Origin of the sequence: Paenibacillus sp. FSL L8-0340 (assembly GCF_038593145.1) — a bacterium.
Taxonomy (GTDB): domain Bacteria; phylum Bacillota; class Bacilli; order Paenibacillales; family Paenibacillaceae; genus Paenibacillus_AQ.
In genome coordinates this window covers 4619738-4643312 of record NZ_CP151967.1, presented here as the reverse complement: position 1 = coordinate 4643312, position 23575 = coordinate 4619738, and the positions used below count along the sequence as shown (strand labels likewise).

The following is a 23575-nucleotide window of genomic DNA, read 5'->3' as shown; positions in this document are numbered from 1 at the left end:
TTCATTTTAACGAATCCGTTCTGGAATTCGAAAGATTAAATTATTCTAGGAAGCTTCCTCCAGAGTTGGGTGGGAGCTTTTTAGCTTCTAAGTGTATTTTGAAATCGTAATATTCTTCCATTTGATAGTATAATTAAAACAAGTTTATTGAATCTTTAACTATTGAGGACTTCCAAGGCACAAGGTTATGGAGGCTACGCTAAATTTCTGCTCCACACAATGTCAATGAATCAGGTTTTGTGCGAGTTAACCACTGGTATGAAGTTGGGGACTATTTTTTAACGAAAGAGGTATGAAATGAAAACAAAGTTCATTAACATTGAAGGATTACATGGCTGTGGGAAATCAACAACTGCATGGAAGCTAAATGAAAAATTGAGGGAGCAAGGCTTCAACTCGAGAGTCTATCTTGAAGTGGACATGGACTATGCTCAAAGAAATCCCTGTGACCTTAGATTTTTAGCTTTATTAAATGAAGAAGAATATAAGAATCTGACTATTCAGTATCCTGAACAATCCAGCTTAATTGAAAGTTTAGTTGAGAAAATTGATGATGAATACTATCAAATTTATTATCCGGACATTAGTGATGATTGTAATGAATTATTAGACAAACTAAAGTCTTATCAGGCATATGAAGGAAGATTGAATAGTGATACTTTTGTAAGAATAATGTTTATGAAGTTTAATGATTTTGTTGAGAACGCAGTGCAGGATGATATTGTTTATATTTTTGAAAGTGTTTTATTTCAACACATTATAAATGAATTATTGCGTTTCAGTAACTTATCAGAAACATATATTTCTGAATGTATAACGAAATTGACAAATATTTTAAAACCACTGAACCCCATATTGTTTCATTTGCGCACTGATAATACTAAAGGGATTATAGATAAAGTTGCATCTGAACGGTTGTCAGATAATTATGATTTATATCCTGATTGGATTGATTGGATGATTGAATATGTAAAGAATTCTAGCTATGGGGAGAAGAATAATGTCCAAAATAGGGAAGATTTAATGGAGTTCTTTTATAAAAGGGCTGATATTGAAGAGAAGGTATTTAGTTTATTGGATATAGAGAAACATATAATTAACATCGATCCGATAAGTAAAGAGACACTGAATTCTATGGTTTACAGTATCCTAAGAGATGAAAGTAATAAAACAAATGAATTTAAAATTAAGTAATACCAATAAAAAACATAATAACGGAGGTTCTATGCAATGACGACTGATTTATTCTGGGAAATGATAAACAACTCAAAAAAGTATGGTGAAGAACAAGTTGAATGGTTAACCAAAGAATTAACAAAGTCTAGTAAAGAAGAGATCCTTCAATTTGAAATAGAATTTAGGAATAAGATGGAACAATCCTATACATCTTCATTATGGGCGGCAGCTTTTGTAGTAATGGGAGGATGTTCAGATGATGGATTTGATTACTTTAGAGGTTGGTTAATCTCCCGAGGAGAAGAAGTATTCCATCAGGTAATAAAGAATCCTGAATTTCTGGCAGAATATTTATCTGAAGAAAATTTGCAAGAGGATGTTTTTGCCCCCCAATTGGAAGAGATGCTATCAGTTGCTTCAGACGCGTACATTTATCTAAAAACCGGTACGTTTGAGTATAACGATGACATAAACACTGAATTTTATAATGAGTTAGAAGCTCGGGGCTACAATTTTGAAGTAATAGAGATTGAAAATGATTGGGAAGAAGAAGACCTGGAAGAAATGTACCCATTGTTATGGGATAGATTTGGAGAGAACCCGCTGACCTAAGGAATGCTTTGATGGCGGACAAACCGGAATGTAAAGGTCGTGGTAATGGTATAATATTCGGTTACTATTTAGAGTTCCCCTTTTCAAACAGGGGTCTGGGATGAGCTGCAAGCTGTTAATTCAATCTGTTAACAAGTCATTAACAATAGCGGATGTGTACTTTGGAAACAAAGATGGTGTAGATACGTTGGCAACAGGTCACCCAGCGGGAAGAAAACTTGATAATCCTAAATTATGGGATGACCAGGAATGGGTTGACGGTGTAATGGAGAAGCTTAGAAAATATGAAACCGAACTTTTGAGCATGTAATGATCCTGTTGATAGATTATTAGAATAGGAGGATTACGATGGAACCCAAATTCGCCCTTATTAAGTTTGGTGGAATTACATTGATCCTTTCGGGGATTCTCTTTTTTGTACAATATCTATTTATGTTACCAATGCCCAGTTCTCCGCTCTCGGATGCGGATCTGGTGACATGGCTGCAGGAATGGCGGTTCAATCTCTCGATGGCAGACGAACTTTTGTTCTTTGCTACATTATTATTGATACCCTCAATCGTTGCATTGTACCAGATATTGGTGAAGGTAGACAAGATCAAAACATCGCTGGGATGCAATCTTTTGGCTGTTATCATATCGGTTAATATCTTACTGGTCATTATCTTGGGGCGTTTGGTCTATCCCGTCTATAATATTGAACTCTCACCTGATATCTACAAGCTGGTAATCAGCATATACTATGGAGGTATGCACTCTGTAGCGATCATACTGAGCATGGCAACCATCATATTGTGTCTCGTGATAAGAAAAAGTGTGCTCGGCAAGTCTGCAGCTTATTTTGGATTTGTGGTAGGGGTATTGGATCTTATCGGAGCCTATCCGTGGATAGTTGGAACTACTATGGTATTTGTTTCTCAGTTGGCTTTCGCTGCATGGTTTGTTTTTATCGGCATGAGGATGCTGGGGAGGATGGAGGAAGCAGTGGGATAGGCTATTTAATTACCATTTTCGGATTGTCCTATCAAGCTCACATACTTATTGGTAAACGGATAAACAAGCTCCCGTGGTTCGTCACAGGAGCTTGTTTTTGCTGCGGACTATTCTATTTTGCCGGGATAACGCTTGGGGTTGTCTGTCTGACCCAGAATATAGTCGATGCTTACTTTATGGAAATTGGCCAGTGTAATTAAAACGGTACTCGGGACATCCAAATTTCCGTTCTCATAGCGGGAATAAGTGGCTTGTGTAATATGTAATAGCTCAGCCATTTGTTGCTGTGTTAGATCTTTGTCTTCGCGTAAGTTGCGGATTCTTTTGTACAATGTGATCACCCAAGCCAAGTTTACTTTATGCGAAAAATGCATAATGATATTTATGCGGTTTTCGCATAAAATTTATACATAGAAAGATTGATAGTCTGCGAAAGGAGGCCTAATGAATCATTTTAGAGGATTTTCATTTTAAGCAAGTCGAAACGCTGTTCGATTTATTGATTGATTCCAACTCCTTGCAATCATCTTAATCGTTTATTCAAGGATATAAAATAGGGCCATTAATGATGGTTGAAGTGTTTAATGGGGATAGTAATAGATTAGCCAAGGAAAAGTCACCGTATCTGCTGCAACATGCGCATAACCCGGTGCTGGTTCCCTTGGTCGGAGGAGGCTTTTAAAATCGCCAAGCGCGACTACAAGCCCATCTTCCTTTATAAGCTAGTTGTTGATTCACACGTACCTGTCATTGATGAGATATTCGTGTGAATCAATTATTGTTGAATCTCTTGCAGCATTTGCTGATGGAATCTAATGTAAACAAGCTGGAGGCGCATGTTGGGCGGCACTCCAGCTTGTTTTTATTTGTTGAGGTTCATCCTGCTCGTAAGTAAGATAAATTCACTCTTGCTATTAGTTGTAATTAAAGATATATTATTAATTAAATGAATGATCATTTAATTAATTGGGGTTTTGTTTAAAGAGAGGAGAATATATTTGGCCAGACCCGTTAATGAAGAAAAAAGACAGGAGCGGCGTAAACGTATCCTAAAAGAAGCTGTAGTCCTGTTTGCAGAAAGTGGATATTCAAATACCACAACGGCTAGCATTGCCCAGAGTGTGGGAGTGACTCCCGGAACCATTTTTCAATATTTCCCTAGTAAAGAAGCTTTATTCTACGCCGCTGTCATGGAGCCGCTTGCTGATATTCAGGTGAAATCACTTGCTTGTCTACAACAAGAGGGGACGCCGGGGGTATTGATCATGAACATGGTAAAAGAACAATTTGACCATATCTACTTCTATACAAATGAATTACGGCTTACTCAATCTGTTTTAGGACAACGAATAAGATTCCCTGAACTTACAGAGAAGGTCCTTGAAAGTATAAAGGTAATGACAGATAAGATCGAATCTGTTTATGCCAAGGGACAGTCCATGGGAGAATTCAACAAAAGCTTTTCTCCGGCAATGATCTCCCGTGCTTATATCTCTTTCTTAAATGGAGTGGCTTTAACTCTTGGAGAAAATATTCTTAATCATCCCGAGTGGGAAAATCTGAAGGGGCATGCCTTTTATTTGTTCGCACCCATACAATCTAAAGAAAAACTGGGGGAGTCTAAATGAGTCAAACATCATTACAACCCGATCTGACATTTAACGTTCGTGTGAAAAGACGGAAGAAAATTTTATGGAGTCTGGGGATCGTGCTTTTGCTTGTGATAGCTCTTGTGTTTTATATATCTTATAAAGTAGTAGACACCTTGCTGCATCATCCTAAAGACACTAATGTCAGCTACGAATTGAATATCACTAAAACTCCCTACGAAGAGGTCGAGTTCAAGAGTCTGAAAAATGATAATACGATTAGAGGGACCTTTTTTCCTTCCGGTAAAGCAAGTGATCAGACGATTATTGTCGTCCATGGATACACTAGTAATCGTTTAGTCAAAGGACGGACTCGAAAGTTAGTAGAGCATTTCGTCCCGAAAGGCTACAATGTATTGGCATTTGACCTCAGCTCGCAAGGTAAATCCGATGGTGATTTGATTACCCTGGGCCGCAATGAAAAGTACGATTTGCTGGGAGCGGTGAGCTATTTAAAATCCAGAGACCATACAGGTGATAACATTGGAGTGATCGGCTTTTCAATGGGTGCTGCTACTTCTTTGCTAGCCGCAAGTGAGAGTGATGATATCAAGGCCGTAATTGCAGATAGTTCTTTTCGTAATGCCGGTCTATTTCTGAGAGAGGGTTTGCCCTTCTTTTCAGGTTTACCTGCGTTTCCCTTCAGTTATACATCGACTTGGATGGCAAATTGGGCCTTTAAGGTTGATCTTGATTCCATATCTCCTATGGATGCGGTGAAAAAGATGCAAGACAAGCCAGTTATGCTTATTCATGGTACTGGAGATCAGCAAATTAGTTATAAAAATACAGAAATTATCTACGAGTCCTTAACAGATAACCCAAATGCAGAAGTATGGTACCCGCAAAATACGGAACATATCGATGCTCTCAACCACTACCCGACTGAATATTTCCAAAGAGTAGACCGCTTTATGGATGAGTATGTAGGAAAATAATTTCAGTCCAAGAGAGCCAACTAGTGTACGAAGTAAAACTACCCAATAATATCAAGCATTTTTAGCCTGTAGTGTAGAGCATGGTGATAAGATCGACTCAAGCTGTCGTTGCAAAGAGGGGGGATTTGACCTCTATGCCCTGACCTTCAGCATTATATTCACGAACGTATATGAGATAAGCATTTCGTATCCATTTATCTTAATATTGTTTCACCCCAAAAGACACTAACACTACTGTAGTGTCTTTTTCATTCCCATTGAGCAATATAAATTTATATACATTTGAGTCAAAGGAGGTATATATTGGAGAACAGAGAAGGGGAAAATTCTAACCGATTACTACAAGAAAAATCACCATACTTACTACAGCACGTCCATAATCCAGTGACTGGTATCCGTGGGGTGAAGAAGCCTCCATTGATGAGATGTTCGTGTGAATAAATTGTTTATAGCAGCATCCTCAAGTAGACTATAAAGGATTATTACTTTTGGGAAAAATGTATAGTGCAATAAAGTGCATTGTGTGGATAAAATTGTATATGAATCTTTGATAGGTTTGACAAAAGCGGGTATTTCAATGATTCCAATTGCAGGCGGCGCAATTAATGAGGCGCTGTTTGAAATCAGAGGTGGAATTGCACAAAGGAGTTTTAAAATTTATTAGGAATGGATAGTACGCCTTTATTATTTTAAATGATGAAATCTACTCTCGTAACCATAGGCACGGGAGCATCTCGATATAATTAAACAACATGAAAATTTCCAATTATAAATCCGCTAATATGGTTAAAAAGAACATTAAGGAAGGGAAGGCAGGTGAGTCTATTGGAGGATTTGTATTATGGAAAAATCAGCCCAAGTGAACGAAGCTATTCTAGCGATCCCAAATATGCACTGTACTCCAAGCAAATCTCTGAGCTGGGTACCCGCAATTAAGGAAGCTATCGCTATGGGAGCAGTTGGGAAGCTATCGGAGCTTAGGTAATGAATCAAAGTGACAGTTAGAGATGAATACTTTTTTTAGAGAACCGGGGCGAGATAGATTCGTTTCGGTTTTTTTGTCTAAGCCAAGTTATATTAATTTCAGGAAAGAAATTAAGACCCAGCCTGGTTGGTCATTAGTAATTACTATTGCATTCACCTCAACTAGTATGGCTATACAAAGAATTTAAAGTAATGCTGAAGCTGATCAAAAGAATAAGTTAACGCTGCTTCAAAAGAAAATGGATTTATTCAGTCGTAGAAGCTGCAACTGCACAAGTGATCAACAAACAATTAAAGCTGAGATTCCGTCAACTACCATACAGGCGAGTGGATTCGCCCGCTGGTATCAGATTAACAGCAAGGCATCCGATGTATCTACAGTGATGGACCTGACTAATACAACATCAAAGTAACTGAATTCAACTGGTTAATCCACTAAATTTTTACTACTAAATGATAAACACCGTTACAAAAGTTTTCACTTCAAAATACTATAACTTATCTAATGATGGGGAGTGATAAGATATGAGTATAAATCCACAGTGTAAAAGGTTTGCCGAGATTTTTGGCGGTGAAGCACAAGTCATAAACGGAGTATGTGTAGCCACTAAGTTGCGTACAAATATTAAGGTGAAAATTTTGGGCAGACGTTCTAAGGGCCTATTCACACTTCCTTTTGGTATTTCCTTCGAGAGTGTGGGTGCAGATGGCAGGGGGTTATGTCTTGGAGAGTCAGTGATACTCACTAAGGAAATAAATCCGTTTATCTCTAGACTTCGAAAATCAGGAATTAAAGTAACGGCTCTTCATAATCATTGGTTATTCACAAATCCAAATATATGGTATATCCATTGGGAGGCAATTCAGCGTCCGCTAGTTTTTGCTAAGAACGTGCGTGAAGCATCTAGAGTATTGACGAACAAACCGGTTGGTCCATTTATTTGTAAGCCTGCTAAAAAATAAGGGTATAAAATAAAAGGCACTAGCCCCCTGCTAGTGTCTTACATACACGATCCGAAAATAATAAAAAATCAATGCGTATACCGCAAAGATATACAAAAGAATGTAGCATGTTATTAGTTTAATCTATTATTGTATTGGTATTCCTTCTACACTTCTGCGGCTCTCCCCGTCTATTTTGGGTCCACACGAAAAGAGGTGATGCCTATGACAACTCAAAAAGTACCCAATAGATTAGCCAAGGAAAAGTCGCCGTATTTGCTGCAACATGCACATAATCCGGTGAACTGGTTCCCTTGGTCGGAAGAGGCTTTTGAAGTCGCCAAGCGTGACAACAAGCCTGTCTTCCTTTCTATTGGGTACAGCTAGTTGTTGATTCACACGTACCTGTCATTGATAGGAGGTTCGTGTGAGTCATTATTTAAAGAAGTTCTTGCAGATGGGTTGCAGGAATTTTTTGATAGAGACAAATCTTGACAAGATTAGTTGTTAAAGCTACTATAGTTATGACAATGAAAATAAGGCGGGTTATACAAATGAGCATTCAATATGACTACACACAATTGATCGGATTCAAAATTATTAAGGGCGAAGTTCTCATAAAGAGAAAGCTTCTAAGCGCCTTCTTAGATAAAGGATATGATATCACTTTTGAGCAATGGACAGTTCTTAATGTACTTTATACAGAATCGGGTCTGATTCAAACTGAAATTGCAATCAAAACTTACAAAGACAAAACAAATTTGACCAGAATTCTGGATGTTCTTTCTAAAAAAGGTTATATTGTACGCGAGACCCATGATAAAGACAGAAGAAGCACCCGAATTTACTTGACTGATGCAGGAAAAAAGATGTTTCACGATCTGATTCCTTGTGTGAAGTCTATTAATGAACAATTTCGAAAAGGCATATCAGACGAAGATTTCGAAGTGTTTATGAACGTGCTTGATAAAATAAGCGGTAATGCCGAATGATTTTTTTTGTTAAATAGTTGCTATAGCTATAATAGATTAAGCTAATAAAATATTGGAGGAGGAATTTATATGGTGAAGCTGTCCCTGCAAGAGAAGTTTGCATTTCAGTTTATCTTTAATGAAAAGAAGGTGTATCACAGATGGTACGGAAGATTCTTGTCTTTCGGAATTGATTTCGGAAGATTGAAAAGAGTCGTCGCTAGAATTCCAAATTGGATGCAGTGGTGTGAAGAATGGACGAAAGAAGGAGATGAACTACATAGAAAAGCAGAACAGGCTCTAACTGAAGGTTATCGTACTAAGGCCAAAGCATTGTTTCATGAGGCAGTAGGTTGCTATCATGTTGGCCAACACATCTTCTTTATTGATTGCAGCCAGAAAGAAGGATCTCAAGAGAAGGCAAGAAGAAGCTACAAACAGGCTATCAGTTTATATGAAGACAAAGACAAACCAATCCGGATTGAGATTCCGTTTAAAGGTGTGGAAATTCCTGCTTATTTACGGCTTTCAGGAATTCCGAACAAACCATTGGTCATTTTTGTGAATGGAATGGATAACATTAAGGAAGCTGAAGGCCATTCCCAGGGCACTCTTTATAAACAGCATGGATTCAATTTTATTACTTTTGATGGCCCCGGGCAGGGAGAACTGTGGAAGGACATGAAATTTGATGTCAAAGAATATCACAAAGCAGTTTCAGCAATTATCGACTGGGTGGAGAAGCAACAGGACTATCAAATGGATACTCAAAAAATCGCCTTGACAGGCTTTAGCTTAGGAGGATATTTAGCTCCGGTGTCTGCAGCGTATGACAAACGAGTAAAATGCGTGGTAGGTAACAGCGGGCTGGTTTATATCGGGGGTCTCCAAGGTTTAAAGCAATTAAATCCGATCTGGCAGCGTGGTGTCACTTATATGACTGGATGTTTGACACTGGAAGAAGCTGTTCATCAATTTGATTGGGACATTGAAATGGCTCCGAATCTGCAAGTCCCTCTATTGTTTTATCATGCAGGGAAGGATGAAGTGATGCCCTCGCCAAAAATTCATTCAGAAAAGATAATGAAATGGGCACAGGGAGACAAGCAGCTTAAATATTACGAAGAGGGGGAACATTGCACCATGAATTATTTGGATGAAGTGTTCCCTGAAATGATTGACTGGCTTAAACACAACCTTGCAATGAACTGAACAAATAGAATCGGGAATATCTAATCAATTGAAGAGGTGGTTAATGATATGGATAAAAATCAGCAGATGCTTCATGACACGATTCGAACTGTACCCATAGACAGGGCAATTCCCAATGGATTTGATTTAATTGATTATTTGAAGCTTATGGAAGAACACCGGAAGGGTAGAGACTATGTTGACACATGTTTAGAGATCGCAGAGACTGCTCAATCGCTTGCGGAGAAGGCTTTAAAAGATGGCCGTATTTTTACTGCAAGAACATTTTTCTTAAATGCAACGGCAGCATATAGAGTCGGACAATACACAATAATTCATGACACGGAAAAAAAGCTGGATATGTATCGTAAATTAATCACCTGCTACAGCGAAGCGGCAAAATTATATACTCCACAAATCGAGATAGTTAAAATTCCATACAAGGGATGCCAAATGGTAGGTTGGTTGAGAATGCCTGAAAAAACAAACGTTCGGGTACCCGTGGTTATTTCTATCGGTGGTGCTGATGGATGGCGAGAAGAGCATCACAATTATAGCCATTTTTATTCCGAAAGAGGAATAGCCTATTTGATGATTGATGGGCCCGGCCAAGGTGAAACAAGATTATTCAATAAACTGTATATGGAATTGAACAATGAAGAAGCTCTAAATGAAATAATTGAGTATGTATCCAAAGATCAACGTTTTGAGAAAATCGGGATGATTGGCTACAGTTTTGGAGGATACTTGGTTGCCAGAACGGCAGCCATTAGTGACAAGCTGGATGCTTGTGTTGTTAATGGGGGCTCATACTCTCCCAAAGAAATACTGTCCTTCTTGCCACACTTTACAAATGTATTCTCTGCTTTGACTAATAAAAAGGATCAAGACTTGGAACTGTTTATTAATGGCATGACTATGGAAGGATATGCTAACCAGATCAAATGTCCGCTTTTTTTGAATCATGGAAAACTTGACCCCTTATTTTCAGCATCCGGTATTCAAAGAATTTATGATGAGTCTCTTTCTATGAATAAAACAATTAAACTATGGGATGATGGAAACCACTGCGTAACCAACCATGCAACTGAAGTTATTACAATGATAACGGACTGGTTTACAGAAGTGTTGTGTTAAAGTCAAAGACTTGGTTGTTACATTGTTTGCTAGGTATGACCTACAATTATATAACTTTTTTATTCGTATAAAATAGTCAGTTGAAGCATGGGTCGCTCACCTCCACACATTCGGAAAATGGATCGAACAAAAGTGGGATATCCGGTATTCGGATCGGGGAGCACTAGACCTGCTGTACCGTTTGAAGCTTAGCTTTACGAAGCCGACCTTCACGCTGGCTAAAGCATAAAAATAGGCGGAATTCAAAAAACACTTGCAAGCGTAAAAAAACACCTCGGAACTTTGTCTGCCGCCAGCCGGTTAACCCTGAGGCGATCAAGGAGCTGCTGGTAGTACGACAATAGGCAGAATGAAATTGCAATAAACCGTTATGTAAATCAAGAGGAGCGCAGGAAGAACTGCGCTCCTCTTTTTGTTGTTTGCGTGCCCAGAGGCACGCATTATCTAGTTGGTGAAAGTCCAACCAAAGGAGGGGCCATGCCACCTTTGTAGCTAGGATGCTTGCGCATGGCGAAATCTGTGTGTAAAAGCGCATCGACAAAAGTACCGGTCAGAGACCGGGCGAGCGACAACCCAGGCCGCAACATGAAGGAGGCATTCTATAAGTCCCGAAGACGAAGTGAATCGTATGCAGGAAGGGAGTCCGAGGGGCTCATAGTGCGTGCGTGGCAGCACGATCATCATGTGGGTTAAAGTCACGCTGAACACCGGGCCAGGGGGCTCATATCCAAACTCGGGAGTAACAACTCGGGTGTGGTGATTTTTTTCTACGTCTGCCCGTTTCACTAACCATGTGGAAAACTTCTCCTAGGGTGTAATAAGCGGAGTTGGAATCGCTACATCTGGCGCGATAGCTCAGATAACTGGGATTCACAATGGATATAGACTATTTTTGACGGTATCATTGCTGCACTAGAGTCCGATGATTTTTCAGAACCTGAATTGTTGTCAATATGGGAAGCTGCCACAGAATTTTTTATGTGTTAGAGAATCCAAGTAATTATGATACTCAAAATAAATTAAGAACAGTCTACATCACAGACATAAGAGAAGCTCTCCTTCTACCAAGCAATCGACTTGGCTATAAAGTTCTGATTGAAAAAATGAAAAAAATATCGGAGTTTCAACTTGGATTAAAAAGGATCAGCGAGGAGAAGCATATTTTATTATCCCTACTCGATGGTTTGATAAAGAAGGATTCTTCTTGGAAAGGTTCAGAAGTTTATATAATTCAGGTTTTAGAATTCTGGAGGGATATTTTTAAGGGATTTGTCATCCCAAGTTGCTGATATACAACGTTCCTCTCATTTATCCGATGGGACAACAAAAGAATGAGGATGTTATAATGGGTTCTGAACTTATGACTTAGATTGCTGTTGAAAAGGGCTTCAGTGTTTACATTATTTATTTTACCAGAAGCTATTAATACATTAAGCCCAGAAGAAAACAAGTACTGTACCTGAATTAAATGCAAGGTAAGACAGCGAAACAGTTCTAAGTCTGCTACCTATATCTTTTTAATATTGGGAAAATAAAATGAGGTATTCCAATGTGCGAAGTAATTGATCTAGATCAGCTCGCTTAGAAAGGCGATAAACAAGCTGTAGTCGAGCATATCCACAGATACGATCCATTAATTCACAATTATTCGCGACAGGTTGGGAAGCTGAACGAAGATTGCAAGCAGCAATTAATGCTTGAACTCATATTAGCTATGCATCGTTTTGATCACAGCAGTTACTTTGTTAATTTAGCCGGGCAAGCCCTTATAGCTATACAACGATTGAATTCTGGACCCTTTGTTGTAGTAAGGAGAGGAGGACTTTTATCATATGAATATCGACAGGATCAGGATATGGATAAAGAATCAACGTATCAAAAAGAAAATCATGCTTGTTTATTTTCCGCTTGTTGTCATTCCAATTATTGCTCTTGGATTCTTTTCTTACATCATGAATACGGATGCAATCATTAAGAATACAAAGAAGAATGTTCTGGATGAATCCAGGCTGATCGTCATGAAAATAGAGAATGTTTTGTCCAGTTCCAATGCTTCCGCCAACATCTTGATGCAGGACTTGAATAAAGAAACAAAATTAAAGTTGATCGAACCGAATGAATCTTGGCAGGATGAACTGCAGACTTCGGATTACGATCTCCTCAATAGGGTTGAGGACAGGTTGGATATTGCCATGATGCTGTTCCCTGAAGTGGATTCTGCGATATTTATCGATCGGAGCATGCATGTGTACAGCACAAATCCAGCCCTGATTACGGGAACCCGGGAAGGGTTGACTAGCCCGATGTTTCGGGTAATTCAGCAAAGCAATGGAAAAAATATCGGATTTCCGATGCAGCGCAGGTCTTTTTGGGTGATGAGCAAGGGAGATACTGTCTATACGATCGGTAAAAAGATACTGGATTTAGAGACGCTGGAAACCCTTGGTTATCTTTTGGTCAATATTAACGAAAAAACATTTGAGTCGGTCTATCGATCCGTAGGCTCGCTTCAGTCGAGCGTTTACTATGTGATTGACGAAAGGGGGAATATTGTCTCCTCTTCAGACAAGAATAGGATTTTGACTCCTGCGGAGCAGGGCGCAGAAGTTGGAGGTGAGGTGTCTGCAGCCGGGACCGTGGAGAAGATTGGATACTCTGAAGGGCGAAAAATATTGTATACTTCCACTGGCTTTGAACAGCAAGGGTGGCGGCTGATCAATGAGACACCTCTTCGGGAACTGACCCGAGATTCGAGGCAGGTATCAATCGTTATTTTGGTCATTGGTTTCATATGCCTTCTGCTGGCCGTATTCGGAGCGATGATCCTGTCCAAATCGATTGCAACCCCTATCATGTCTTTGGCCCAATATATGAAGCGGATTAACGAGGAGAATATCGATAAGCCCCTTGAAGTAGGAAGAGGTGATGAGGTCGGGATACTAGCTGCCGGTCTCAACAAGATGATGGGTAGAATTCAGGAGCTGCTCAATCGAGTGAAGAATGAGCAACAGAAAAAACGAGAATTCGAGCTGGCGCTGATTCAAGAGCAAATCAAGCCTCATTTCTTCTACAATACGTTGGATCTCATCTACGTCTTATGCCGGTCTGGTGAGAGTGATGAAGCGGGCAGGGCCACTAAGGCGCTGGCTGACTTTTACCGCATTGCACTGAGCAACGGCAAAGATATCATCACGCTGCGGGAAGAGATTCAAAACGTGGAAAACTACTTGAAAATTCAAAGAATCCGCTATGCGGATCTGTTCGATTTTAGCATTGAAATCCCCAATGAGCTGCTGGGCTGTAAGCTTCCCAAGCTCACGCTCCAGCCATTGGTTGAGAATAGCATTTATCATGGGATTAAAGAAAAAGGAGATTTTGGGCATATTATCATTACCGGTTACAAACAGGAGGAGACCGTTTGTATCAAAGTGTCCGATGACGGCATCGGATTTTCACTTCCTGAATTGAAGCAACTGAGCCTGAATAATACGGATAAGAATTCCTTCGGTTTAAGCAGTGTGGGAGAGCGGATTCGATTGTATTTCGGAGAACCCTACGGAGTTAATGTATCGAGCAAAGTGGGGGAAGGTACTGATGTTATAGTGCATATTCCCTTAAATATGAAAGGAAATGGACAGAATGTATAAAGCGATCATAGCGGATGATGAAGCGGTGTTTCGAAAATACCTGATAGGTGCGATTGATTGGGGGACTCACGGCATTCGCGTTTGCGGTGAAGCGAAGAACGGAGTTGAAGCACTTGAGCTGATTGAGCGCGAATCCCCTGACTTCGCACTCATTGATATTAATATGCCATATATGAATGGAATTGAGCTTGCGACTGCTATTAAGGAGAAGCATTCTTCTACAATTGTATTATTCGTAACGGGCCACAGTGAGTTTGAATATGCCCGGCAAGCCATCAAAATCGGGGTGTCGGATTACATTCTAAAGCCGTTTGACGAAGAGGAACTACTCGCGGCGGTCATCAAGATGAAAAGTGAAGCGGACAAGTACAGGCTTGAACAGGATCAAACTAGGAAGGAAAAGTCGATCTGGAGGGAGAGCTTGCTTAACCAACTGATCAGCAAAGGGGTAGGTAATGAGGACAAAAAAATGTTGAATCAATTGAGTATATTAGATATTCAGGATTTGAACTCAGCGTTTCAAGTGGTTGCCGTTGAGATGGATGACCAATATCAGGATTATGCGGATGCAGATGAGATTAGTCTGCGGAAACTCATCATTTCGAACATCCTAAATGACTTGAAAACGAGTGAAGAAAGTTATTACATCTTTGAAGGGCCAGAAAACCGGGTGGTTACGATTTTAGAGCTTGCGGGCAGCGACGATCCGGGCCGGTTGGAGGAATACTTTTCACGACTTTGCCAGTTGATTAAGCGACATTTCGGGTTTAGCGTCAAAGTAGGGATTGGCCGGCCAGGGAAGGGGATCTCATCCATTCACCAGTCCTATACGGAATCGGTCATCGTCCTTAGCAATAAGATTTCGATGGAGCAAAAAGATGTCGTGTTCTATGAACAGATTGCTTTGCGTTTCGGCAATATCGGATTTTACCCCAGTGAAATGAATGAGAAGCTACTCGTGTATTTGAGGCTTCATGACCAGGATGAGATTTTCAAAAGCCTAAGTGCCATCCAGCAATTTATTCGCAGTCATCAATTGACGAGCGATTATATCCATATGATTTTAGCAGGGCTTGTTTCGCTATGCCTGACTTATATCTATGAAATCGGTAAAACGGTTGAGGAGATTTTTCCTGATGGTTTTTCCCCCTTTCAGGAAATCACCAGAAAGCCTTCTCTGGAGGCTGCCTTTGAATGGATCCGAGAGTTGTACCAGATGACAATTGAGAAGTCAGAGAACATGAAACACTCCAAATCAGGAAAATTGTTGGAGGCTGCTCGTGACTATATTCATGCCCATTTTCAGGACAGCCAGCTTAAAGTGGAGGAAGTGTCCAAGCAACTTTATGTCCAGTCCCGATATCTTCGTAAGATATTCAATCAGGAACTAGGAATGGGCGTAAGTGAATACATTACCGAAATCAGAATGCAAAAAGCGAAGGAACTGCTCGTCTCTGGACAAAATTTGAGGTTGGCTGACATTTCACAGATGGTAGGTTACAGCGACCCAGGCCATTTCAGCAAAAGCTTCAAGAAGAATACCGGATTATCGCCCAGCGAATATGAGGTCATCAAGCGAAAGTAGAAATTCTGTCCGAAATGTCCATATGTGTTCCGATTCGTCCCTTCTGCCTAAGAATGATCTTTAATACAATTACCTATGTTAAGTCAACTTGCGAGAAGAGAGGGATCGGGGATGTTCAAAACAATGAAAAGGTCTTCAACTGTATTTTTGGTAATCGCTTTACTCGCCGCTTTGACGGCATGCAGCCCCAAAAATGATAACGCTGCCAATGACGAATCGGGACAAGCTGAGGCTAAACAGATCAAGCTGAAGTTTTACGCCCAGTACAGCGGAGAGAACATTCAGGTGTATGATGCGGCCAAGGCGGCGATGAAAGAGAAGATGCCGGAGGTTGATGTGGAATTCGAGGTGGCTGCCCAGGATGACGACCAGAAGATTAAGACGTATGCGGCGGCGGGAAGTCTGCCTGACATTTTCAACGCTTCGAGCGGATTGATTGAAGTGTTGAAGAACTCGGGCAATCTGATGGAACTGGATCAAGTGGTGAAAGAAAATCAAATCGAGGACTTGCTCAATGATATTACCAAGAAGACACTGCGTAACAAGGACGGTCATATTTACGCCGTTCCGGAAGTTGGGCAATGGTCAGCCGTCATTTATTACAACAAAGAGCTTTTCCAAAAAAACAACATAAAGGTTCCAGGAAATTATACGGAGTTCTTGCAAGCCGTAAATGCATTTCATTCAACCGGGATTACGCCGCTCTCGCTGTTTGCCAAAGAGAAGTGGCCAGGCGTGCAATTATATGATATGGCCGTGGTGGGGTCGGAGCCAGAAGGAATCAAGAGGCTGGATAACGGGGAAGGCGATTTCTCGGATGAAGCCTACCAAGGTGCCTCGCAAAAAATATCTGAACTTGTAAAAGCCGGTATGTTATCGAAGAATGCCTTTACCATGACCTGGGATGATGCTCTGGCTCAATTTACTTCCGGAAATTCGGCTATGATCTTAAACGGCGCATGGGCTATGAACGATTTCTACAAGCAAATGGGCGATAAGTTTGGCATCCTCTATACGCCGCTTACCGATGAGGATAAAATTGCGGATCACAAATGGAATGTAAGCGGCGGCGGCGCAAGCGGGGGGTTTGCCGTATCGAAGAATTCAAATAACAAGGAAGTTGCGGCGAAATATGCTGCGCTTTTCTCCCTTGAATATGGGAAGCAGCGTGTCTACCTCCTCGGCGATCCGAACCCGGTTCAGATTGACAATCCCGAGCCGAAGAACGGCTTCTCCCCCATTCAGAAACAGTATAAAGAGGATGCCGTCAACTTCAAAACGATGACCGTCTTCCCATGGGGGCTGGAAAATCCCAAATTCAAGACCTCCCTGGAGGACAACGTACAGAAGCTGCTCAACGGTCAAAGCGTGGATGGTTTCACAAATGATATGAACAAGGCTTTGGAAAACGCTCGCAAATAGAAAGTAACCGGCAGAGAAACAGGTTATTCTTTCTAGAATATCCTGTTTTTTTGCAAAGGAGGACCCCATGACAGCCAAACAAAAAAACAATATAGCCTTGCTAGTTTTTACTGCTCCTACCTTGATCTTCTTCACACTCATTGTTGTCTTTCCAATTCTGCAAACCTTTCAGAAAAGCTTCTACGAGTGGGACGGAATTGGGAAAGCTACCTTAATTGGTCTGGATAACTACGTTCGCTTGTTTCAGGATGACGATTTTTGGGTTTCCCTAAAAAACGGTCTGATCTTTGCCTTGGTGCTCGTCATTTTTCAGCTTGGTATCGGAACCGTGCTGGCTATCGTATTGAGCACGCCTGGATTAAAAGGGCACCGGTTTTTCAAAACGGCTTACTTTATTCCGGTTGTCTTGTCTGGGGTTGTTGTGTCACAACTGTGGGTTGCTATCTATAATACTGATGGCGGGCTGCTCAACAGCTTGTTCTCGCTGTTAGGACTGAACTATCAGCAATCATGGCTGAGTGGAACCCACACCTCTATCTGGGCCATTGCCTTCACAAATGCATGGCAGAATATGGGTATTCAACTTGTACTGATTTATACGGCGATTAAATCAATTCCCGAGCAGCTCTATGAGGCAGCCAAAATCGACGGGGCGTCTTATCTGAAAACACATTGGAAAATCACGCTGCCGCTGCTGAGCGAGACATATAAATTCGGACTGGTCATGGCGATTACAGGTGGCTTGAACGCTTTTCAGAACATGTTTGTTATGACCAACGGAGGACCCGGCAACATCTCGTACACCTTCACCTTCATGATGTATAAAGCTGCATTCCGGTCGGGTGAATACGGGTATGGGTCGACCGCGGCAACATTCCTGGTAATTGAGTGCCTGCTGTTTACGATCCTGATCAACAAATTTGTGGCAAAAGAAAAATACATCTAAGAGAGGAGGCCAAGAAAGTGTTGAGTAGCAAGTTGAAAAAGTCTCCGCTATACATCATGCTGTCCCTTTATCTTGTGGTCAGCGTGTATCCGTTGCTATGGCTGCTTTTCTATTCCTTTAAAAATAATGAAGAAATTTTCTTTACGAACCGTTTTGGTCCTCCTCATCCGTGGAGAATAGAAAATTACCGTAATGCCTTCAATGGTTTCGATCTTTTCATGTATTTCAAGAACAGTCTCATTGTATCGGTGGCCACTGTGGCGGGAACCCTGATTCTAGCACTGATGTTCTCTTATGCTGTAGCGCGAATGAAGTGGAAGTTTGCGGGTGCTAGCCGGATCTATATGACCGCAGGAATGTTCATTCCGATGCAGATCATTCTGATCCCACTTCTTGTGATTGAACGTAATCTGCATCTGCAAGACAGCTATTTGGCGGTGATTGTGCCCTATGTGGCGTTCCAGTTGTCTTTTGCCACGATTGCGTTTTATGGTTACTTCCGTTCGTTGCCTCCGGAGCTGGAAGAGTCGGCTGCCATTGATGGGGCCAGTGTGTATACGACATTTTTCAGGATCATGGTACCGCTGGTGAAGCCGGCCATCGCTTCTGTGAGTATTTTCGTCTTTCTATTTGCCTGGAACGAATTTCTGGTCGCTTTGGTGATGATCAGCGACAATGCGTTGAAAACTTTGCCGCTTGGCCTGTTGTATTTCCAAACCCAATTTAGTTCCGATTGGGGAGCCATGGGAGCCGTCATGGTAATATCGACGATTCCAACGATTCTGATTTATCTGTTGTTCTCTGAACAGGTAGAAAAATCGCTTACCGTAAGTTCGGCTGTGAAAGGATAAGGTGATACGATATGTTGTTGCAAGCAGGGTCATATGGATTGAACATCCGGGGGGGCGAAGAACGATTTCGTTTTGGTATGGAGCTATTATCCGAAGATGAAGGGGCTTCTGTTATCCGGTTCGTGATGGATTCCGATCAGCCCCAAGATCCAAGTGATATTGTAATCTCCTGGCGTCACCCAGCAGTCGATGTTGCCGGGTATTGGGACCCCGGAGTCAATCGGGAGAGAGGGCTTCGCGTTGACTTTAACGAGCCGTTTCTTTCGAAGGCGACTTCTTTGGCTCCAGTGGCCGTTCTTTACAATGCGCTCGGGCGGAATAAGCTCACGTTCGCTCTTTCCGATGCACTAAATCCAGTCAAAATACGAGTAGGAATTCACGAAGAATCAGCGGAATTTGATGTGATGGTGGAATTATTCACGGAAGCCTGTTCACCGATCGCTCATTACGAGGTGATGCTTCGCATCGACACACGCGAACGGTTCTATTCGGAATGCCTGAAGGAAGTCGGCGAGTGGTGGTCTTCCCAACCCGGATATGCTCCTTCTGCTGTGCCAGAGGAAGCCAGACTTCCGATGTATTCCACCTGGTATAGCTTCCATCAGCAGCTTGTTCCGGAACAGATCCTGCAGCAGTGCAGATTGGCCAAGAGCTTGGGCTGTGAAGCGGTCATTATCGATGATGGTTGGCATACATCTAATTCGGAACGTGGTTATGCCTACTGCGGCGATTGGCAGGTATCCAGCGAGAGAATAGCGGATATGAAGGAGCTTGTTGCGAAGGTGCATGGGCTCGGAATGAAGTTTTTGCTGTGGTATTCGGTCCCCTTTGTGGGAATCCATTCAAAAGCATGGAACAGCTTTGAAGGCATGTTTATGAATCGATACGAAGATGGTACCGCTGTCCTCGACCCTCGCTACCCGGAGGTACGGGAGTATTTAATCGGTATTTATGAACAGGCCTTGCAGCAATGGGCAATTGACGGCTTTAAACTGGACTTCGTGGATTCGTTCAATCTGTCGGAGGAGCAGAAAAACTCTCATGGCGGCGGGAGGGATTACGACTCCGTACCAGAGGCCGTTGACCGGCTGCTGACAGACACAATGTTCCGGCTGCGCGCAATGAAGCCGGACATTATGATTGAATTTCGTCAGAAGTATATCGGTCCATTAATGAGGAAATATGGAAATATATTTCGGGTAGGAGATTGTCCTAACAATTACAGTCAGAACCGAATCGGGTCGATCGACATTCGGCTGTTATGCGGCAATACGGCCGTGCATTCCGATATGATGATGTGGAATGGTAAAGATGAGCCGAAGAACGTTGCACTGCAATTCATACATGCATTGTTTTCGGTACCACAAGTCTCGGTGTTATTTGACCAGCTTCCGGATGAGCATGTTGCCGTGACGAGGTTCTGGTTAGGGTTTTGGCGTGAGCATCGCAATTTACTGCTGGACGGAACGCTTATGCCCACGGCACCGGATCTATTGTACCCGGTCATCTATGCATACAATGAGAAGCAGTGGCTAGCAGCCGTATACAGTGATGCGTTAGTACGGATTAGCTTCAAGGTGGAGCAATATTATTACATTGTAAACGGCACTCCTAGCGATCAAGTGACGATTATTGTGGATCATGAGATAGAGGCACGGTTAATCGTGCGGAATTGTCAGGGGGAGATTGTCAATGAGCAGCAAACTCTACTAAATCGCGGAGTTCATCTTATCCCAGTCCCTCCTTCCGGCCTAATCAAGCTGCAGCTTGGCTGATCAGGTACACGCGAGGCAGATATGCACATGATAAAATGAAGTAGAGTAAAGGAATGGAAGGAGCAACCAGCTATTGGTCTACTCGTTTAACTTTAACCAAGCAATTGATTTCTCAGCAGCAGCTAACGACGTATTAGCTGTTGGCGAATTACTTGTTGATCTCATATCGGACGACTATGATGAGGAGTTCCAAAGCTCAACCTATCATAAGTTTTTTGGCGGATCACCCGCTAATATTGCCATGAATGCACGTAAATTGGGCATTCATTCTCAGGTAGCCGCAGCGGTAGGAGAAGATGGATTGGGTCTTTTTTTGGTCAATGAACTGCGTAATGCTGGCATTGAGCCGCATTTGGTGGAACGATTACCGCTAGCAACCAGTATGGTGCTGGTCACGAAGAGCAAATCTTCACCCATCCCCATTTTTTACAGGGGTGCTGACCATCATCTTAGCTTCCAAGCTGAACTGGAAGATGCGTTAATGCAATCAAAAATATTACATTTTTCCTGTTGGCCAATTTCTATGCTGCCTTCACGGCATACAATGGAGTCATTGATTGAAACAGCGAGAAAAAATCAGATTTTAATCGGATTTGATCCTAACTATCATCCTATGATCTGGAATAGAAATGAAGATGGTATTGAGTATTTGAAGTCAATCATAGGTATGGTAGATATTATTAAGCCGTCGGAGGATGACGCGGAACGGTTATTTGGCAGAGATACGCCAGAAAATCAAGTTCATAAGATTTTAAACCTAGGCGCAAAACTTGTTATCATGACCTTGGGGGAGAACGGAGCAATCGTATCCAATGGTAAAGAGACTGTAACGTTCGGCACTCTTGCGACTGAAGTAGTGGATACAACAGGAGCGGGCGATGCTTTCTGGTCAGGGTTTTACTCGGCGCTTGTTAAAGGATTCACGATTCGGCAAGCTTTATCGCTGGGGTTTGCTGTCAGCGCCTATAAATTGAAATTTACAGGTGCGGTCGTAGATTTACCTAAGCTGGAGGCCATTAAAGAACTATACTCGATTTAGGAGGATCGCAATGGGCGTCAAAAATAAAGTACAGTTGATTACCTATCCCGATTCTTTGGGCGGGGATTTAAACACTCTGCATCATGTTCTCAAAAAGTATTTCTCGGATATTTTCGAAGGTGGAGTACACATTCTTCCGCCATTTCCATCCTCGGGTGACAGGGGGTTTGCTCCTCTGACATATCTGGAAATTGAACCATCCTTTGGTTCATGGGAGGATATCAAAGCAATTGGAGAGAACTATGATATTCTCGTTGACTTAATGGTTAATCACATATCGCAGCAATCGTCTTATTTTCAAGACTTTCTCGAAAAAGGACGCGATTCCGAATACACCGATCTCTTCCTAACGCTGGATAAAATCTGGCAGGATGGAGAGCCTCTTCAGCAGGATATCGAAAAAATGTTCTTAAGGCGTCCCTTACCGTATTCCACATTTGCGATTCGTAGCTCTGGCAAGGAAGAACGAGTGTGGACTACTTTTGGTAAAACTGATCCGTCCGAACAAATCGATTTGGATATTGGATCCGAAAAGACAAAGGAACTTCTGACCCGATTTTTCGAGAATTTTCAGAAAAACAATATTAAGATTGTCCGCTTGGATGCAGTCGGTTACGTCATAAAAAAACTAGGAACAAGTTGTTTCTTCGTGGAGCCTGACATTTACAGTTTTTTAGATTGGATCATGGACATGGCAAAAAGGATGAATATCGAGTTGTTGCCTGAAGTCCATTCGCATTACAGCATTCAGCATAAACTGGCGAAGCATGGCTTCTGGATCTACGATTTTATTCTGCCGTATCGGGTGCTGGAAGCATTAATCAATCGTTCAAGCGAGGAGTTAAGCGAATATCTGAGGAGTCGTCCGCATAAGCAATTCACCCTGCTGGATTGCCATGACGGCATCCCGGTAAAACCGGATATGGATGGTTTAATCGACACAAATGAGGCAAAAAAATTGGTGAACCATTGTGTGGAGCGAGGCGCGAACCTAAGTCTTATCGTGTCCGATGAGCATAAGGATAAAGACGGTTTCGATGTCCATCAGATCCGCTGCACATTCTACGATGCGTTGGACCGGAATGATGATGCGTATCTTGCAGCAAGGGCGATCCAGTTCTTTACACCAGGCGTACCGCAGGTCTACTACGTCGGTTTGTTTGCGGGAGAGAATGACTACGAACTGGCAAACCTCACTGGAGAGGGCCGGGACATCAATCGTCATAATTATTCGCTCGATGAGATTGAGCTAGCTGTTGAGAAACCTATTGTGCAACGGCTACTAAAGCTAATTCGGTTTCGTAACAATCACAATGCTTTCAATGGCAAATTTTCAGACATTACTGCCCAAAGTGACGAGTTGAGGCTTTCATGGCAACATGAGACTACGAGTTGCGAGTTGCACGTAAATTTAAAGAATTATAACACTACTATTTTTTGCGTAAACGAGACAGGTTCAACTGAACCTTTTATCGTTTAATCAAGGCGGCTCATGTACAACATTTAAATATGATGAAGTGTAATCACAATAGCTAATAAGAAAAAAGATGATAGGAGCAATTAGGAAGTATGATTAAATGATCCTTTTCCATAGGGGGAAAGGTGGAGAAGATCGCATGGCCCTCATGTAGTATTGAGAGCTATGCGATCTTTTTTATTAGTGGCTTTAGCCAGATGAGTACGTGAAGCGTGGAAAACAAAAAAACACCTGCTATGC

22 protein-coding genes and 3 pseudogenes are annotated in these 23575 nt (G+C 41.8%); 24 read left to right on the top strand and 1 reads right to left on the bottom strand.

All coding sequences use genetic code 11. The features are described 5' to 3' along the window. Positions 1-297 precede the first annotated feature (297 nt). The 4 genes from NST07_RS21095 to NST07_RS21080 all read left to right on the top strand — a co-directional run bounded on the left by NST07_RS21095 (position 298) and on the right by NST07_RS21080 (position 2781). Positions 298-1194 (top strand): hypothetical protein, encoded by an 897-nt coding sequence (locus NST07_RS21095; protein ID WP_341379002.1) that lies wholly within the window; start codon positions 298-300, stop codon positions 1192-1194. A gap of 36 nt (positions 1195-1230) precedes the next feature. Next, positions 1231-1788, top strand: coding sequence for a DUF4240 domain-containing protein (locus tag NST07_RS21090; protein ID WP_342480119.1), 558 nt, complete (start codon positions 1231-1233; stop codon positions 1786-1788). A gap of 100 nt (positions 1789-1888) precedes the next feature. Beyond that, positions 1889-2098, top strand: coding sequence for a hypothetical protein (locus NST07_RS21085; protein ID WP_341094149.1), 210 nt, complete (start codon positions 1889-1891; stop codon positions 2096-2098). 38 nt (positions 2099-2136) lie between these two features. Beyond that, complete coding sequence (locus NST07_RS21080; RefSeq protein WP_342480118.1) at positions 2137-2781, top strand: hypothetical protein; 645 nt, start codon at positions 2137-2139, stop codon at positions 2779-2781. Between the two features lie 107 nt (positions 2782-2888). On the opposite strand, the gene NST07_RS21075 is transcribed toward NST07_RS21080, so the two are convergent. Continuing rightward, the gene (locus NST07_RS21075) at positions 2889-3113 is read right to left on the bottom strand and encodes a helix-turn-helix transcriptional regulator (protein WP_341097714.1); all 225 of its coding nucleotides are present in this window, start codon (positions 3111-3113) and stop codon (positions 2889-2891) included. Positions 3114-3349: 236 nt separating this feature from the next. Between NST07_RS21075 and NST07_RS21070 the strand changes: the two are divergent. From NST07_RS21070 to gtfA, 20 genes and pseudogenes are all read left to right on the top strand, one after another. Continuing rightward, positions 3350-3497: pseudogene (locus tag NST07_RS21070) on the top strand (DUF255 domain-containing protein); the annotation flags it as partial. A gap of 282 nt (positions 3498-3779) precedes the next feature. Then, complete coding sequence (locus NST07_RS21065; protein WP_341094146.1) at positions 3780-4409, top strand: TetR/AcrR family transcriptional regulator; 630 nt, start codon at positions 3780-3782, stop codon at positions 4407-4409. Continuing rightward, the gene (locus NST07_RS21060) at positions 4406-5368 is read left to right on the top strand and encodes an alpha/beta hydrolase (protein ID WP_342480117.1); all 963 of its coding nucleotides are present in this window, start codon (positions 4406-4408) and stop codon (positions 5366-5368) included. Before NST07_RS21065 ends, NST07_RS21060 begins: the two co-directional genes overlap by 4 nt. Positions 5369-5891: 523 nt before the next feature. Next, on the top strand, positions 5892-6032 hold the full coding sequence (locus NST07_RS21055; protein ID WP_341378996.1) for a hypothetical protein: 141 nt from the start codon (positions 5892-5894) through the stop codon (positions 6030-6032). A gap of 152 nt (positions 6033-6184) precedes the next feature. Further along, the gene (locus NST07_RS21050) at positions 6185-6304 is read left to right on the top strand and encodes a DUF6809 family protein (protein WP_341378995.1); all 120 of its coding nucleotides are present in this window, start codon (positions 6185-6187) and stop codon (positions 6302-6304) included. Positions 6305-6877: 573 nt separating this feature from the next. After that, the gene (locus tag NST07_RS21045; protein WP_341094141.1) at positions 6878-7315 is read left to right on the top strand and encodes a DUF1259 domain-containing protein; all 438 of its coding nucleotides are present in this window, start codon (positions 6878-6880) and stop codon (positions 7313-7315) included. A gap of 204 nt (positions 7316-7519) precedes the next feature. Next, positions 7520-7678, top strand: a pseudogene (locus NST07_RS21040) (DUF255 domain-containing protein); the annotation flags it as partial. Between the two features lie 170 nt (positions 7679-7848). Next, complete coding sequence (locus NST07_RS21035) at positions 7849-8286, top strand: MarR family transcriptional regulator (protein WP_341094140.1); 438 nt, start codon at positions 7849-7851, stop codon at positions 8284-8286. Positions 8287-8355: 69 nt separating this feature from the next. After that, entirely contained in the window at positions 8356-9477 is a 1122-nt protein-coding gene (locus NST07_RS21030; RefSeq protein ID WP_342480116.1) for a dienelactone hydrolase family protein, read from the top strand. Between the two features lie 48 nt (positions 9478-9525). Next, positions 9526-10593, top strand: coding sequence for an alpha/beta hydrolase (locus tag NST07_RS21025; RefSeq protein WP_342480115.1), 1068 nt, complete (start codon positions 9526-9528; stop codon positions 10591-10593). Between the two features lie 109 nt (positions 10594-10702). Beyond that, positions 10703-10819, top strand: a pseudogene (locus NST07_RS21020) (winged helix-turn-helix domain-containing protein); the annotation flags it as partial. A gap of 754 nt (positions 10820-11573) precedes the next feature. Further along, on the top strand, positions 11574-11882 hold the full coding sequence (locus NST07_RS21015) for a hypothetical protein (protein WP_342480114.1): 309 nt from the start codon (positions 11574-11576) through the stop codon (positions 11880-11882). 543 nt (positions 11883-12425) lie between these two features. Further along, positions 12426-14240, top strand: a complete 1815-nt coding sequence (locus tag NST07_RS21010) for a sensor histidine kinase (RefSeq protein WP_342480113.1) — start codon at positions 12426-12428, stop codon at positions 14238-14240. Beyond that, positions 14233-15825 carry a response regulator gene (locus NST07_RS21005; RefSeq protein ID WP_342480112.1) on the top strand — a complete coding sequence of 531 codons (1593 nt, stop codon included), beginning with the start codon at positions 14233-14235 and terminating at the stop codon, positions 15823-15825. The genes NST07_RS21010 and NST07_RS21005 overlap by 8 nt, the downstream gene beginning before the upstream one ends. Before the next feature lie 123 nt (positions 15826-15948). Beyond that, positions 15949-17247: an ABC transporter substrate-binding protein gene (locus NST07_RS21000; protein WP_342480111.1), complete on the top strand. Its 1299-nt coding sequence runs from the start codon at positions 15949-15951 to the stop codon at positions 17245-17247. Positions 17248-17314: 67 nt separating this feature from the next. Beyond that, entirely contained in the window at positions 17315-18193 is an 879-nt protein-coding gene (locus tag NST07_RS20995; protein ID WP_342424016.1) for a sugar ABC transporter permease, read from the top strand. 20 nt (positions 18194-18213) lie between these two features. Continuing rightward, a complete protein-coding gene (locus NST07_RS20990) occupies positions 18214-19044 on the top strand; it encodes a carbohydrate ABC transporter permease (RefSeq protein WP_342480110.1) in 831 nt (276 codons plus the stop codon). Between the two features lie 77 nt (positions 19045-19121). Further along, complete coding sequence (locus tag NST07_RS20985) at positions 19122-20819, top strand: glycoside hydrolase family 36 protein (RefSeq protein ID WP_342480109.1); 1698 nt, start codon at positions 19122-19124, stop codon at positions 20817-20819. Positions 20820-20892: 73 nt separating this feature from the next. Then, a complete protein-coding gene (locus tag NST07_RS20980) occupies positions 20893-21858 on the top strand; it encodes a sugar kinase (protein ID WP_342480108.1) in 966 nt (321 codons plus the stop codon). A 10-nt stretch (positions 21859-21868) separates the two neighbouring features. Further along, a complete protein-coding gene (gene gtfA, locus NST07_RS20975; protein ID WP_342480107.1) occupies positions 21869-23338 on the top strand; it encodes a sucrose phosphorylase in 1470 nt (489 codons plus the stop codon). Positions 23339-23575: the final 237 nt, after the last annotated feature.